At 69.5% G+C, this 14,194-nt stretch carries 10 protein-coding genes and 2 pseudogenes; 2 read left to right on the top strand and 10 right to left on the bottom strand.

Annotation, left to right across the window (positions count from 1 at the left end):
* Positions 1–19: 19 nt before the first annotated feature.
* The 5 genes from ACIQ7D_RS04660 to ACIQ7D_RS04640 are packed head-to-tail and all read right to left on the bottom strand — an operon-like array spanning position 20 to position 4,824.
* On the bottom strand, positions 20–730 hold the full coding sequence (locus tag ACIQ7D_RS04660) for a hypothetical protein (protein WP_403933503.1): 711 nt from the start codon (positions 728–730) through the stop codon (positions 20–22).
* The gene (locus ACIQ7D_RS04655; protein ID WP_403933502.1) at positions 727–939 is read right to left on the bottom strand and encodes a hypothetical protein; all 213 of its coding nucleotides are present in this window, start codon (positions 937–939) and stop codon (positions 727–729) included. Before ACIQ7D_RS04655 ends, ACIQ7D_RS04660 begins: the two co-directional genes overlap by 4 nt.
* Positions 936–2,063: a hypothetical protein gene (locus ACIQ7D_RS04650; RefSeq protein WP_403933500.1), complete on the bottom strand. Its 1,128-nt coding sequence runs from the start codon at positions 2,061–2,063 to the stop codon at positions 936–938. Before ACIQ7D_RS04650 ends, ACIQ7D_RS04655 begins: the two co-directional genes overlap by 4 nt.
* Entirely contained in the window at positions 2,048–3,400 is a 1,353-nt protein-coding gene (locus ACIQ7D_RS04645; RefSeq protein ID WP_403933499.1) for a hypothetical protein, read from the bottom strand. Before ACIQ7D_RS04645 ends, ACIQ7D_RS04650 begins: the two co-directional genes overlap by 16 nt.
* On the bottom strand, positions 3,397–4,824 hold the full coding sequence (locus ACIQ7D_RS04640) for a site-specific integrase (RefSeq protein WP_403933497.1): 1,428 nt from the start codon (positions 4,822–4,824) through the stop codon (positions 3,397–3,399). Before ACIQ7D_RS04640 ends, ACIQ7D_RS04645 begins: the two co-directional genes overlap by 4 nt.
* 157 nt (positions 4,825–4,981) lie before the next feature.
* Here ACIQ7D_RS04640 and ACIQ7D_RS04635 point away from each other — a divergent pair.
* Positions 4,982–5,071: pseudogene (locus tag ACIQ7D_RS04635) on the top strand (dipeptidase); the annotation flags it as partial.
* A 68-nt stretch (positions 5,072–5,139) separates the two neighbouring features.
* On the opposite strand, the gene lpdA reads toward ACIQ7D_RS04635, so the two are convergent.
* The gene (gene lpdA / locus ACIQ7D_RS04630) at positions 5,140–6,552 is read right to left on the bottom strand and encodes a dihydrolipoyl dehydrogenase (RefSeq protein WP_403933495.1); all 1,413 of its coding nucleotides are present in this window, start codon (positions 6,550–6,552) and stop codon (positions 5,140–5,142) included.
* Positions 6,553–6,702: 150 nt separating this feature from the next.
* A complete protein-coding gene (locus tag ACIQ7D_RS04625; RefSeq protein ID WP_403933493.1) occupies positions 6,703–8,124 on the bottom strand; it encodes a DUF2252 domain-containing protein in 1,422 nt (473 codons plus the stop codon).
* A gap of 265 nt (positions 8,125–8,389) precedes the next feature.
* Here ACIQ7D_RS04625 and ACIQ7D_RS04620 point away from each other — a divergent pair.
* A pseudogene (locus tag ACIQ7D_RS04620) lies at positions 8,390–8,587 on the top strand (ABC transporter ATP-binding protein); the annotation flags it as partial.
* On the opposite strand, the gene ACIQ7D_RS04615 reads toward ACIQ7D_RS04620, so the two are convergent.
* From ACIQ7D_RS04615 to ACIQ7D_RS04605, 3 genes are all read right to left on the bottom strand, one after another.
* A complete protein-coding gene (locus tag ACIQ7D_RS04615) occupies positions 8,530–11,334 on the bottom strand; it encodes a beta-L-arabinofuranosidase domain-containing protein (protein WP_403933492.1) in 2,805 nt (934 codons plus the stop codon). The pseudogene ACIQ7D_RS04620 and the gene ACIQ7D_RS04615 overlap by 58 nt on opposite strands.
* A 310-nt stretch (positions 11,335–11,644) precedes the next feature.
* The gene (locus ACIQ7D_RS04610) at positions 11,645–12,916 is read right to left on the bottom strand and encodes a glucarate dehydratase family protein (RefSeq protein WP_403933491.1); all 1,272 of its coding nucleotides are present in this window, start codon (positions 12,914–12,916) and stop codon (positions 11,645–11,647) included.
* On the bottom strand, positions 12,916–13,833 hold the full coding sequence (locus ACIQ7D_RS04605; protein ID WP_403933489.1) for a 5-dehydro-4-deoxyglucarate dehydratase: 918 nt from the start codon (positions 13,831–13,833) through the stop codon (positions 12,916–12,918). Before ACIQ7D_RS04605 ends, ACIQ7D_RS04610 begins: the two co-directional genes overlap by 1 nt.
* Positions 13,834–14,194 lie beyond the last annotated feature (361 nt).

The raw sequence follows: 14,194 nt of genomic DNA, 5'->3' as shown, positions 1-14,194 counted from the left end.
GCAGGTTGGGCGGTGGGTGTTATTCCGACCGTGCACTATTCCCTCGACTGGTCCCAGGTTCCGTGCGGCTCAGTGAGTGGCGGGCCGTTCCCGCAGGTGTGAAGGTGAAGCCATCTTCGAACATGGGGTCGCCGACGCGGAACGCCCAGAGGATGGGCTCGGCGTGGACGCCGGCCGACGACGGGCCTTCACCCGCGGCAAAACTGTTCCAGAGGTGGAAGCAGAGAAGGGTGTCGTCTCGTCGGCCCGTCGCGTAGACGAGCGTCTTGGGATAATTGGGGTTATTCCCTCCGAAGATCACCGAAGGCGGGCCAAATGCCGTGGTGACGTCGCTAAGGAACCGGTCCTTTCGGCACCAGGTCTTGTTCGTGTGACGGATCTCGTCGTACTCGCTTGAGGTAAGAGTCCTGTCGAGTCTCAGCCATCCGAGGCGGTGCGCGCTCTCGGCATATACCGACGCCACAGCGCCCTCATGTGTGTCGCCCCAGAGATTTTGGAAGGCTCCGCGCACTCCAGTGGAGAAGAACATTCTCCTTTGGAGCTCCTCCAGTTCCCCCTGCCATACCTGCTCAGCGGCGTGGGCGAACGCCACCGCGTCGAGGTAGATCCTGATTGCCGTCTCGCCGCCATACATCCCTGGCCGACGCATCGCAGCGTTCAACTGCGCGAGTAGGTAATCGCGCACTTCTTGCACTGTGTGCCCACCGTTGTCGCCGGTTGTGTCGGTCATCGTTTGTCCTCCTGTTGGTCTTCGATCTGTGCAGCGAGGTATTCGGCCCAGTCGCGTCGGGCGTAGGCGACCCAGCGGAGCGCGGTGTGGCGGTGCATCCCGGTCACGTCGGCGAGGATTGGGCTGGGGAGATCAGCAGCGAGGGCAGCCAGCGCCGCGTTGCGGGCGGTGCGAACCGGGATGCCGTGGCGGCCCAGCTTCTGGGTCATGCCGTGCGTCGAGATCGGCTTGCCCGGGACCATGCCCGGGAAGAGCCACCGAGGCCCTGGGCGGACTCGCGAGAGCTGCGGCCGCAGCCGGGGCTTTCGGCAAGTCGCCGAAGGAGCTCGGCGAGCCGTGGCGGCAGCAGGACGGGGTGGCGGCCCAGGACCAGGTGAGCGTGCTTGTCGTCGAACGTGAGGTGCTCGGGCGTCAGATGGCAGAGACGTTCGGCGGACGGACCGAACAGCAGTGTGATCGCACCGGCAGCTCGGACGTCCGTGGGCAGGGCATCGTCGGTCAGACAGCGTTGGAGGAGCGGCCATCGATCGTCCTCGTCGAGCAGGTCCTGGGGCTCCTGCCTCGGGAGGGAGGGGACTGTCAGTTCGCGGGTAAGCCGACGGCTCGTGGTCCATTTCAGGAAGTACCGGATCAGGTAGCGTCGTTGGCTGGTGGCTCCGGTGATCCAGTCGTCGATGTGCTCCTGGGCGAGGTCGGCGAGAGCCAGGTCGCGTTGGTCCATCCAGGCCAGGAAGTCCAGGGCGACGCTGACGCGGCGCCGCAGGTCGCGGTCGGCAGAGGCGGGATGGTGGCGGTGGGCGGCTCGTTGGCGTGCGCAGTGAAGAAGGAACCAGTGCAGGAACGGGCGGGCGAGGTTGGCGTGCGCGGCCGGCTTGTCCGCGAGCTCGTGCTCCAGCCAGCCCGGGATGCGTTCGAGGTCCTCGTGGCGTTCCTCCAAGATGCCTGTGTGGACGAGGAGTTGACGGATGTAGCGCTGGTTCCGACTGGGCGGAAGCTCATCCAGGAGCTCGTGACTGAGCGTGTGGCCGTCGGCCGCGAGCCGGGCGAGTAGCCCGGTGTTCGGGCTGTCCTTGATCCACTGGATGGCACGGAACGGTGAGGGGGCGTCCGTCAGCGCGGCCGCGAGCGGTTCCATCTGCGGGGTGACCGTGCCGTCGGGCCCGGCCAGCAGGGCTTTGACCCGCTCGGCGAGGACGCAGTGAGCGCATCGGCCGCGGCTATGGGGATTGCCCGCCCGGCCGCACTGATGGCAGGTGTAGTCGGCTGCGAAGCCGACGCAGGGTCCGCAGACCTCGGCGCCGTCGTCACTCCGCGCGATCAGTGGCTGGACCATGCCGCAGCGAGGGCACTCGGCTGGTGACCGGAGCACGGCTGTGTAGCAGGTCCCGCAGACCGGCCCGATCGGCCATCGGGTGTTGACGGGCTTGGTCCGGCCGCAGCGGGCGCACGGCTCACCGGCGCGGTGTCGCTGGTAGCAGGTGGCGCAAATCGGCTGGCCCTGCTGATCGCGGCTGGTGCAGGGGCGGACCCGGCTGCAGATTGAGCAGGTCGCCTCGGGGCCCTGGTAGCAGCCGTCGCAGAGGTCCGGCTGCCCGTCGCGCGCGTTCCGGGCGATGCGCTTGAGCTGTCCGCAACGGCCGCAGAGCCGCCGGGGCCGGCGAGGAGTCGACCGTGGAGCGTGGCCTGCAGTGCCTGCGTGATCAATCGCCCTGGCGAGTCGGCCCCGGAGTCGGTGATGTTCTCCGTGGAGAACCAGCGGCCGTTCCCAGCCCGACGCTTCTCGACCTGCACTTGGTAGGTCACGTTCGTGGTCTCCGCGACCGACGGATCCCTGGTCGGGGCCGGTATACGGTCGTAGACGGAGAGGTTCCAGCCGAAGCGATCGGTCAGCAGCACGGCCAGGGCTGTCAGCTCCGACGGGGTCAGGAACAGTCGGCCCCACGTGTGCTCGCTGTCGCGGCCGCCCAGCAATCCGCGGTTGGTGATGGCCTGCCGACCACTCGGCAACTGCGTACGGGGCACGTCCCCGACACGAGCCACATGGTCCAGCGCCTCCCCGAGCCGCCAGTCACGGCTGCCCTCATCCAGGGCTCCCGCCCGCCACCTCTCCAGCAGTTCACTGTTCTCCCGGATCCTGAGCCAGGCAGCCCGGAACTGACGGCCTGCTGCCAGCAGCACGTGCTCGCGTTCCTCCTCGTCGTAGGACTTCCTGACGGGCTTCGGTGAGGGAACGCGGCGGGCCAGCTCCTCCGCGACTGGCCCCTCGCTCAACCGCGGATCGTCGCGGAGCATCCGATGGACCACCCGCAGCGTGGTGCGGCCGGTGTTGGTGCTGATGTTCTGAAGCCGCCAGCGCTTGAGCGCCGCCGCGTCCAGTCCGGTCAAATCGTCGGGAAGGGTCTCGAGACTGGAGACGAAGTTGGCGAACACCTTCAGCCTGTTCCAGGCGGCTGTAGCGCTGTAATGGCTGGTCCACTTCGCCTGCTGGGCAGCGAACACCGTTGCCAGGGAGCGCTGCATCGCCTCCGGGACTGGCAGGTCGGAGAAGGCGAAGTCCTTCCCGTGACCAGCCTTGTTGACGATGGTGACCACCAGTCCGTTTGCGGCAAGCGGTGACTCCGTCGTGAAATCGGTCGGCGGCAGGACCGCCCGACGCCCGCGGCGGCTCATCGGCCGGCCACCGGCAGCCGGTCGACGATGACGTCGATGTCCTGGATCCCAGCCGACTCCTTCGCGAGCCGCGCGAACAGGCTGTCGATGTCCTCGACCTTGCGGTCGGGTTCGTCGGCCTCGGCCGTCGCCAGGATCGACTCGAGTTGCAGATGCGCAACGGGAGCCAGGTAGTGACGCTTGGTCGTCTCGACGTCCGCGTGCCCGAGGAGGGTCTTGACCAGCCACCAGGGATCACCGAACAGCATCGCGAAATCCCGGCGGTCCTGCGCGGTCAATCCGAAGCGGGCCTCCATCAGCTGGTTCAGCACGATGAGCATGTAGAGCGCGAAGGAGTGACGGGTGGAATGAGGAGTCGCGTACGGCGTCCGGCCCCGGACTTCTGCGGCTCGGAGGTTCCGGCCCACTTCCCGCTCGGCGGGGGTCAACAAAACCTCCTCGCAGCGCAGGTTCGCCGTGGTGAACACCGTGTTCCAACGGTCGGGAAGCATCGGCAAGCCCTGCTCGGTCAGCCACAGCCACGCAGGCTCCGGGCCCTCCGGGCCCTCGATGAACAGCCACTGCCTTTCCCGCCAGCCCAGATGAGTCAAGTACTGATGGCCTTCGACACCGTCTCGGCCCACCCAGAAGACTCTCGGTGCCCGGCCGCGGGTCACCTTCGTGACCAGGCGCATCTGCTCAACCCGCTCGTAGCGGCCCATCTGCTGAGCGCGCTTCACCGCCCAAGCCCGCTCCGACTGCACGTAGGTCTCGACCTGCCCCAGGGCGTCCAGCGAGGTGTAGAAAGTACGGCCGTTCTTCGACCGGGTCACCGCCCCGGCGAGCTGGCCATGCTGGTAGCGCCCGTGCTGCAGCCGCTGAGCGGGCAGCTCGAACGTCAACAGCGACCCGCCCTCCTGCCGCCGAAGCCCCGAACTCAAGATGAACTGCACAAACGAGGTGTTGCGGGCCTCGGTCCGCGCATCCCATCCCCAACTCGGCACCCCATCGCGGCCGTGACCGCGCAGCCCGACGTCCGACCACAAGCTCCACGTACGCGGTGTCAGCCACGACACCCGGGCACTGACCGAGTCAGCCGCGCGGTCCTCCCGCCGGGACGCGTCCACCGGCCGCGGGCTCACCCGCGCCCACTTGAACAGGCGGGTGAAGGCGGCGGCCTCACGGTTCCATTTCGACCCGCCGATTCGCTCGGGATTCTGTGGAGCATCACAGCGCCAGGCCCTGTAGTTCAGCAGGTCCTGTTCGGAGGCCCGGCGCCAGTCGATCCCGCGCGAAGACAGGAAGGTCAGGAGGATCCGAATGTCCGTGGCGTAGTTCCGCTTCGTCTCCCGTGCAAGGAAGCGGAAGTGCTTCGAGAGAACGAACTCCAGCAGGTCGGATTCAATGGTGAAATCTGGAGCGATGAAGACAGGATCACCCGGCATCAAGCCGATCCGCTCGACCGCCCTCGGCAGGTCCTCGACCCCCAGCCCTCCCGCTTCAGGAAGCGTCCCCCACCGGCCCGGGTCGGGCACCCACACCAGATGTCACTCACTCACACTCGCCCCTTCGCTGATACTTGAACACATTCAATCATCAGGGAAGTGGTGGCACTGGAGTTTCGGCGACCGCTACTGGGCGTTGCGGACCGGGCGGACGGCGGCCCCGTACGGCCCGGTCGAGCTGCCGTAGCCGCGCGGGCCGACGGCGAGGGGCGGGCCGTCGTGGTGCCGCCCGGCCCCGGTGCGCGCCAGGGGCCGTCACATGTTGATCATGTGTCCGGCCAAGCCGTGCACCGCTTCCTTCACCGCCTCGCCCAGGGTCGGGTGGGCGTGCACATTGCGGGCGACCTCGTGCACGGTCAGGTCCCACTGCTGGGCCAGGGTCAGCTCGGGCAGCAGTTCGGTGACCTCGGGGCCGATGAGATGGCCGCCGAGCAGTTCGCCGTACTTCGCGTCGCTGATCAGCTTCACGAAGCCGGTGGTGTCCCCGAGCCCGTGCGACTTGCCGTTGGCGGTGAACGGGAACTTCGCCACCTTGACGTCATGGCCCAGTTCGCGCGCCTGGGCCTCGGTGTAGCCGAAGCTGGCGATCTGGGGTTGGCAGAACGTGGCGCGCGGGATCATCACATAGTCCAGCTCCATCGTCTCCGCGTCCGCGATCGTCTCGGCGGCGATCACGCCCATCGCCTCGGCGGCGTGCGCGAGCATCAGCTTCGCGGTGACGTCGCCGATGGCGTAGAGGTGCGGGACCGAGGTGCGGCAGCGGCCGTCGATGTCGATGGCACCGCGCTCGGTCACCCGTACACCGGTGTTCTCCAGGCCGAAACCGGTGACGTTCGGGGCGAACCCGATCGCTTGGAGGACCTTGTCGGCCTCAAGGACCTGCTGGGCGCCGTCCTTGCCGGTGACCGTGACGCGGACCTGGTCACCGGACTCGTCGAGCGACTCGACCCTGGTGGAGGTGAGCACGTCGATGCCCAACTTTCGGTACTGCCGCGCGAGTTCCGCGGAGACCTCGGCGTCCTCCAGCGGCGCGACGCGGTCGAGGAACTCGACGACCGTGACCTTCACGCCGTAGTTGTGCAGCACATAGGCGAACTCGACGCCGATGGCGCCGGCCCCCGCGATGACCACGGAGCGCGGGAGGTCCTCGGCGAGGATCTGCTCCTCGTACGTGACCACGCGCGAGGTGCGGCGGGTGCCGGGCAGCAGCCTCGGGGTGGCCCCCGTGGCGATGACGCAGTGCTCGAAACCGATGGTGCGGGTCTCGCCGTCGTAGCCGGCCACCTGGAGCGTGTGCGGGTCGAGGAAGGTGCCGCGGCCGTCGATCTCCGTGATCTTGTTCTTCTTCATCAGGTAGTGGACGCCCTTGACCCGGCCGTCCGCGACACGCCGGCTCCGGCGGAACGCCTCCCCGTAGTCGAAGGAGACCTCGCCGGCGGCCTTGATACCGAAGGTCTTCGCCTCACGGGTGAAGATGTGCGCCAGTTCGGCGTTGCGCAGGAGCGCCTTGGACGGGATGCAGCCCACGTTCAGACAGACGCCGCCCCAGTACTTCTCCTCCACCACCGCGACGCGTTTGCCGAGCTGGGCAGCGCGGACGGCGGCGACGTAGCCGCCGGGGCCCGCACCGAGTACGACGACGTCGAAGCGCTCGTCCAGCTCGTCCATCGGGTGTTCCTTTCTCAGGGGCGGCGGCCCGGTATCGGACACCGGCGGACCGGACCGGCTTCAGACGGATCATCCCCACGCCCGACCGCCTTCCGCAACCGGTCCCCACCGGCCCGGCGCGCTTCGAGGCCGGTGCTCCCCGCGTCGGGGTCACGCGGCCCGGGCCTCGACCCGCCCCCTCCTGACGGCGTCGACGAGCGCCTGGTGGTCGCGCTCGTTCTGGTCGGCGTAGCTCTCGGCGAAGCGGACGAGTGCCTGGTCGAAGACGTCGCCGCGGCCCAGGTAGGCGGCGATGGCGATCCGGTCGCCGGAACGCGCATGGGCGCGGGCGAGCGTGGCGCCGCACAGTTCTCCGAAGACGCCCATGCCCCGCGGCACCATCATCGAGGGCTCCACGATGCCCTTCCAGTCACGCAACTGGCGTATGTAGAAGTCCCGTTCCAGACCGTCGGGGGCATGTACATGCTCCCAGCCGAGGAAGATGTCACTGGCCGCCTGCATCAGACGCTGGCCGGCGACGACCCGCTCGCCCTGCGTGGCGAACTCACTGGCACCGGCGTACGCCGCGAGGACCGACTCGCCGGCCTCCTTCGCCTGGAGGAACAACGGATCCCCGCTGTCCCTGCCCACCAGCAGGATGACCCAGCAGCGGGTCCCGACGCTCCCGACCCCGACCACCTTGCGCGCCATGTCGACCAGGGTGAACTGCTGGAGCAGACGCCGCCGGTCCGTCTGCAGGCTCCGTCCGTACCCTGCGACAAGGTCCCGGATCATCTCCTCCAGTTCGGCACGCTCCAGCTCCGGCAGCAGGTCGGCTATCGGCATGACGACGGGCGGTGCGGGGACGATCCGGCGACGGCCGTCGATCACCCGCGTGAGCTTCTCGAACGCCTGGAGACTGTCCCGGGTGCGCGCCTTGGCCAGCGTCCTGGACACCTCCTTGCGGCCGCGCTGCCGCAAGCGGCCGGACGCCAGGGCCTCCAGCCGCGCCGCGTCGGCCTTCGCGTACCAGACGGCCAGATGGGACATCGCGGCGAGGCCGCGCATCTGTTCACGGTACGAGCGGACGGTGGCCCGGACGATCGCGCCGCGCTCCGCGTCCGTGTAGCCGTTCTCGCGTCCCGCGATCACGAGGCTGGTCGCCAGCCGCTTCAGGTCCCACTCCCACGGGCCGGGCAGCGTCTCGTCGAAATCATTGATGTCGAAAAGGAGATTGCGCTCCGGCGACGCCAGCAGCCGGAAGTTCAGCATGTGCGCGTCGCCGCACAGTTGTGCCCTGAGACCGGACGCGGGCGTCGTGGACAGGTCGGCCGCCATGATCGAGGCGGCACCGCGGTAGAAGCGGAACGGGGACTCCGTCATCCGGCCGTAGCGGATCGGTACGAGTTCCGGCACGCGCGCGGCCGACTGCGCCTCGATGACGCTCACGGGGTCCGTCCGGTGCGGGGACGGTTCGAACTCGCCATGGGCGGACCGGGGCACCCGGGTCCGCGCCGCCTTGCCCAGAGCGGCACGCTGCCGGGGGGAGCGCCACGGCTCGCCGTGTGTCATGGTCGCCGGCTTTCCGGTCATCGGAGACCTCCTGGACAGGACGGCCGGCGGGCGGCGGGGCCGCCGGCGGCCGGGTCGGCCGCCGGACGTACTCGTCCGAGACGCCGGTCGTGATCGTCATCGCCCTCACCGCAAGCCTCGCAGCTCCGGGCCGACCCCGCATCACTGGTCCCGGACGGCAGAAGAGCCGCCCTCGCTGTGGGGTCGCTCCGTCACCGTACGTGTACGGTCGGCACGGGGAGAGGGCCCGCACGGTCAGGGTCGGGTCGGCCGGGGGCGCCATCCGCACCAGATCGAGGTCCTCGATCTGCTGACCGACCTGAACCAGGCTCGCGGCACGAGCATCGTGATCGTTCCGCACGCCCTCAGCCTCGCCGCCCGGTACGCGGACCATCTCATCGCCCTCGCGGAGGGACGGCTCCGGGGTCAGACCACGTACGAGGCGTTCTGCGCCGTCCGCACCACCGTCCGGCCGTCGTTCGGACCGAGCAGGCCCGCGGAGACCCACGCGTCCACGGTGCTCCGTACCCGTGCGACGAGCGCCCCCTTGTCGTGGAACGGGGCCCCGGCCCACACCTCGTCGAGGAATGTCGTGCCGTCGGGCCTCGACGGGTTGGCGACGCCCGACTCGGTGTTCCCGAACGCGATTCGGGGTTCCTCCCGCAGGAAGTAGGCGTGGGTCGGATCCTCGGTCCCTTCGAAGAAGGGGGCGAACTCGACACCGTCGAGGGTGTGGTGCAGCGGCTTGCCCGGCACCGGGGTGAGGGTGGGCAGCAGGTCCCCGGAGAGGGCGGCGTTGCGCAGGAGACCGAACCGCAGACGGCTCGTCGAGGCGTCGCGGGCGACCAGGTTGACCGGGCCGTGGAAAAGAGACTGGAGGGCCGGTTCGTCGGGCGTCGGCTCGGCCCTGAGCCGGAAGGGCACCCGGACCCGTACCGTGTCACCGGCGCGCCAGGTACGGGAGACGCCGAAGTAACTGCCGGGCCGCGCCGCGCCCTTGACCGGGCTGCCGTTGACCGTCACCTGGAAACCGGCGTCTGCCCAGGAGGGCACGCGCAGACGCAGCTCGAAGGTGGCGCTGCCGCCCCCGACGGTCAGGGTGGAGCCCTGTTCCCGGGGATAGTCGGTGGTCTGGGTGAGGGTGATCCCGCGCTCGGCCCAGGTCAGGGTGGAGGCGCTGTACAGATTGACGTACAGGGCGCTGTCGTCGGCCGTTCTGAAGTAGACCGAGTCCTGGTACTTGGTGGCGCTCTCCATCCCGGTGCCCTCGCAGCAGGTGGTGCCCGCCTTCGGCGTGTAGTCGCGTACATGGCCGGGTGTCAGCCCGATGAAGTACGTGACCAGTGGCTTCTCGGCGTCCGCGGTGTCCTGTTTGGAGCCGAGGACCTGGTTGTAGAGGGCCCGTTCGTAGTAGTCCATGTACTTCGGGTCCTGGTCGTGGAAGAAGAGCATGCGGCTCAGCTTGAGCATGTTGTACGCGCAGCAGCTCTCGGCGGTGGTGGCGCTGATCGTGCCGGCCACGGAGCCGCGGGCCCGCCAGAACTCTCCGGTGCTGGTGCCGCCGATGCCGTACATCCGGGTGGGGACGACCATGTCCCAGAAGTTCTTCGCGGCGGCGAGGTAGCGGGCCTCGCCCGTCGCGTCGTGGAGCCGGAGGAGTCCGGTGAAGATGGGGATGTGCTGGTTGGCGTGGAGGCCGTCCAGGACGTCCCGGTTGGCGGCGCAGGCGTCGATGAGGGAGTCGAGGTCGAACAGCTTCGCGAGGGCGAGGTGTTCGGGCTTCCCGGTCAGGGCGTGGAGGTCGCAGACGGCCTCGACCAGGCCGCCGAACTCGCCGCTGGAGAACAGGGACCACATACGTTGCAGGGTGCTGCCGGGCAGCCGGGACAGCCGGGAGTACATCCAGTCGCAGAGCCCCGAGGCGAGGTCGAGCGCCCGTGCGTCGTCGGTGTACAGGTGGGCGTCGAGCAGGCCCCTGAGGATCTTGTGCGCGGTGTAGTACGGCGCCCAGACGACGCTGTAGTCGCTGCTGGCCATGGACTCCAGCGTGATGAACTGGGTCTCCGGGTAGGCCGCGAGGAACCCGGGGTGGCTGGGCGCGCCCCAGGTGCGGCGCAGGGTGGCGTCCAGGCCCCGGCCCGAGCCGTCGGCGAAGGTGCCGCCGGTGGTCTCGTCGAAGGCGTACGCGACCAGATCGCCCCTGCCCGCCGGGGTGTCGGCGGCCCGGTTCTCGCGCAGCGCCGCGATCTCGCCGGCGGTGAGGGCGCGCCCCCAGACGTTGAACTCGTCGAACGCCCCGGCGAACACCGGGTCGGCCGGGTAGTTCGAGCGTCCGAGCCAGTGGTGGCGCAACGCGCCGAACGCCGCCGGATCGAGGGTCATCCCCTCGTGGCGTGCGACGGCGGTCCCGTCCACGTAGAGCACGCCGGTGCCGTCACCGATCGTGACGGCCAGATGGGTCCACCGGTTCAGGGGGAGCGGTTCCCTGCCGTCGAGGCCCTGTTCGCCGCCGGCGCCCGTGGTCGTGAGGGCGAAGCGCGGTACTCCGTTCGCGTTGCGGGCGGCGAGGTAGAGGTAGCGGGTGGTGTCGTCGCCGAAGTCGAGGACCCGGGCCCAGGCCGCGGGGTGGGTGGGCCTCACCCAGGCCGACAGGGTGACGGCCCGGGCCTCGCCGAGGACGGCGGCGGGCAGATCGACGTACTGGTACGAGCCGCGGCCGTTCTCGGCGGCGGTGCCGAATCTGCCGGGCACGGCGAGGACGGCCGGGGGGGTGCGCAGCGCCGACCTGACCTCGGTGAGGGCGCTGGTCAGATAGCTGATCCTGTCGGCGAACACCTGGTCACCGGTGCTGCCGTAGGACTGGGCGAGCATGGTGAGGAAGTGGCCGGTGTAGTGGCCGCGCAGGTTGCCGTTGGCCTCGCCGTCGAGCCCCTCCCATCCGCCGGGGGCGACCGCGCCGCGTGTCGGGAGCCCGGCGTTGGCACGGAAGACCTGGAGCAGCCGGTCCACGTCGTACCCCCGGCCGTGGTCGAGCATGAACTGGCGTTTCGTGGCGAAGACACCCCGGCCGAGGGTGACGTCCTTGAGGTCGAAGGGGCGCACGGTCCAGGAGGACGTGGGCGGGAGGGCCGCGGCGGCGGACGGGGACACGGAGGCGCAGGAGAGTCCCGAGGCCGCGGCGGTGGCCACCGCGGTCCGGAGAAGGCCTCGTCTGGAGAGGTGGGGTGCCATGGTTTCCTCGTCTCTGCGACGGTGAGATGCGGCCATGAGCGTTCGACACCGGTACGAAGCGGCTCCCGGAAGCCCGGTCACGGACCGATGGGGGGCAACCGTTCGTTCGACATGCCGAACATCGTTCCGAGTTCCGATCAGAAGATAGGTTCGGGACGTCGACGCGTCAACGATCCCGCCACGGCCGGCCGTACCGTACGCCCTGAAAGCGCGCCGGCCCGCCCCGCCCGGCGCCGAAGCGGCCCGGGCGGCGGATGGTCCGCCGACGGGCCGCTCCTCGCCGTTTCTCGCTCTCCCCTGCCCTTCTCCCCTACCAGCGCGGGATGGTGGACCGGTAGGTCGGGTGGATGGTGCGCATGTAGCCGGTGTCGTCCCGGTTGCGCAGACCGCAGGTCAGGTACTGCTCGTGCAGGACCCCCAGGGCGTCGCGGTCGAGCGTGACACCGAGGCCGGGGGTGGTGGGCACCTCCACCGAGCCGTCCTTGAACGCCAGGACACCGGGCTCGATGACGTCCTCCGTCTTCCACGGCCAGTGGGTGTCGCAGGCGTAGGTGAGGTTCGGGGTGGCCGCCGCGAGATGGGTCATCGCGGCGAGACTGATGCCCAGATGCGAGTTCGAGTGCATGGACAGCCCCATGCCGAAGGTGTCGCAGATCCCGGAGAGGAGCTTGGAACGGCGCAGTCCGCCCCAGTAGTGGTGGTCGGAGAGGATGACCTGTACGGCGTCCACCGCCACCGAGGGGTGGAGTTCGTCGAAGGCGACGACGCACATGTTGGTCGCCAGCGGCATCGACACCTCGCGGGCGACGGCGGCCATACCCTCGATGCCCGGCGTGGGGTCCTCCAGGTACTCCAGCACTCCGTCGAGCGCCTGGCCGACCTTGACGGACGTGGGCACCGTCCAGGCGGCGTTGGGGTCGAGCCGCAGGGGGTGGTCGGGGAACTCGGCGCGCAGCGCGTGTACGGCCTCGATCTCCTCCTCCGGCGGCAGGACCCCGCCCTTGAGCTTGATCGCGGTGAACCCGTACGCGTCGACCATGCGCCGGGCCTGGGCCACCACGCCCTCGGGGTCCAGCGCCGCGCCCCACTCGTCCGGCTCGGCGCCCGGGTGCCGCGCCCACTTGTAGAACAGGTAGGCACTGAAGGGCACGGCCGCGCGGACGGCGCCGCCGAGGAGGTCGGAGACGGGCCGGCCGCACGCCTGTCCCTGGATGTCGAGCAGCGCGACCTCGAACGGGGAGTACACCCGGTCGACGGTGCTGCTGGTGGTGACCATCCCGGTCAGCCCGGAGCCGCCGACGCCGCCGGTCCGGGCGATGACCTCGGCCACGCGCCGGTGCAGTTCCTCGGTGGCGTAGACGTCGAGTCCGGTGATCCGCTCCGCCACGGCTTCGAGCCGTTCCAGATGCCTGGCGTCGGCGTAGGTCTCACCGAGTCCGGTGAGCCCGCCGTCGGTGCGCACCTCGACGATCGCGCGCAGGGCGTACGGCTCGTGGACGCCGACCGAGTTGAGCAGCGGCGGGTCGCGGAAGGCGACGGGGGTGATGGTGACGGCGGAGATCCGCAGCTTCTCTGCGCTCATCAGGCGGCGTTCCTTACCAGTTCGAGTCCCCGCTCCAGGAGTGAGGAGAGTGCGTCGAGGTCTTCCCGCGTGGGGTCGGTCAGCGGTGCGCGGACCGATCCGACCTCCAGGCCGCGCAGGCGTACGCCGGCCTTGACCAAGGAGACCGCGTACCCCGGCACCTTGTCACGCAGGGCGACCAGGGGGTGGAAGAAACCGGAGAGGAGGGCGTCGGCCCGCTTCTGGTCGCCGGTGGTCACCGCGCGGTGGAAGGCGAGGGAGACCTCGGGGGCGAAGCAGAAGGCGGCGGACGAGTACAGCGGAACACCGATGGCCCGGTAGGCGGGGACGGTCGCCTCGGCGGTGGGGAGGCCGTTGAAGAACTGGAAGGGCTTGCCGCTGTCGCGCAGCGATTCACGGATGGCGACGACGGTGCGTGCCAGGGTCTCGATGTCGCCCGCGCCGTCCTTGAAGCCGACGACCTGGTCGAGCGCGGCGACCTCCACGGCGGCGCGCGGGCTGAACCGGGCGTTGGCCCGGTTGTAGACGATGAGGGGGAGCCCGGAGGCCTCCGCGACCGTTCTCACGTACCGCACCAGCCCGTCCTGATCACCGCTGACCAGGTACGGGGGCAGCAGGAGCAGCCCGTCGGCGCCGTTCTCGCGGGCCGCCTCGGCAAGGGCGATCGCGGTCGGGAGGGCGCCGCCGGTGCCCGCGTAGACGGGGACCGCGCCGTCCACCGCCTTGACCGCGGTGCGGACGACGTCGGTGTGCTCCTGCGGCGACAGGGCGTGGAACTCCCCGGTGCCGCAGGCGGGGAAGACCCCGCCCGCACCGGCGGCCACACCGGCCCGTACATGGGTCTCAAGGGCCTGCGGGTCGAGAGCGCCGTCGGGTGCGAAGGGCGTGACCGGAAAGAACAGCACTCCGTCAAGCATAAGACTCCGTTCAGATATATGACCGTGGTCCCGGTACATGTCTACGTAGGTGAACTTAGGACGGCCCGCGGTGGCCGTCAAGCGCTCACACCGCCGCCTTCCGCTTCCGACCTGGGCAACCGCCACCAACAGGGCACTCGACGCGGACTCGCGAGATTCCGCGGCGAAGTCATTGACCGGATGGGGGGGCGTACGTAACGTGTCCACACGCATGACAGAGATTCACATACATATACGGCTGAGCCGGATGCCACCCCCGATCGGGGCGCGGTGCGACCCCCCACATTCGTGAGCGGAGCCCGGCCCGCGCGGGCAACGGCCCTGATCCCGGAGACCTCTGTCGTGCCGTCACGCCTATCGA

This window comes from Streptomyces sp. NPDC096310 (assembly GCF_044763125.1).
Taxonomy (GTDB): domain Bacteria; phylum Actinomycetota; class Actinomycetes; order Streptomycetales; family Streptomycetaceae; genus Streptomyces.
This window is presented reverse-complemented; position numbering and strand designations above follow the sequence as displayed.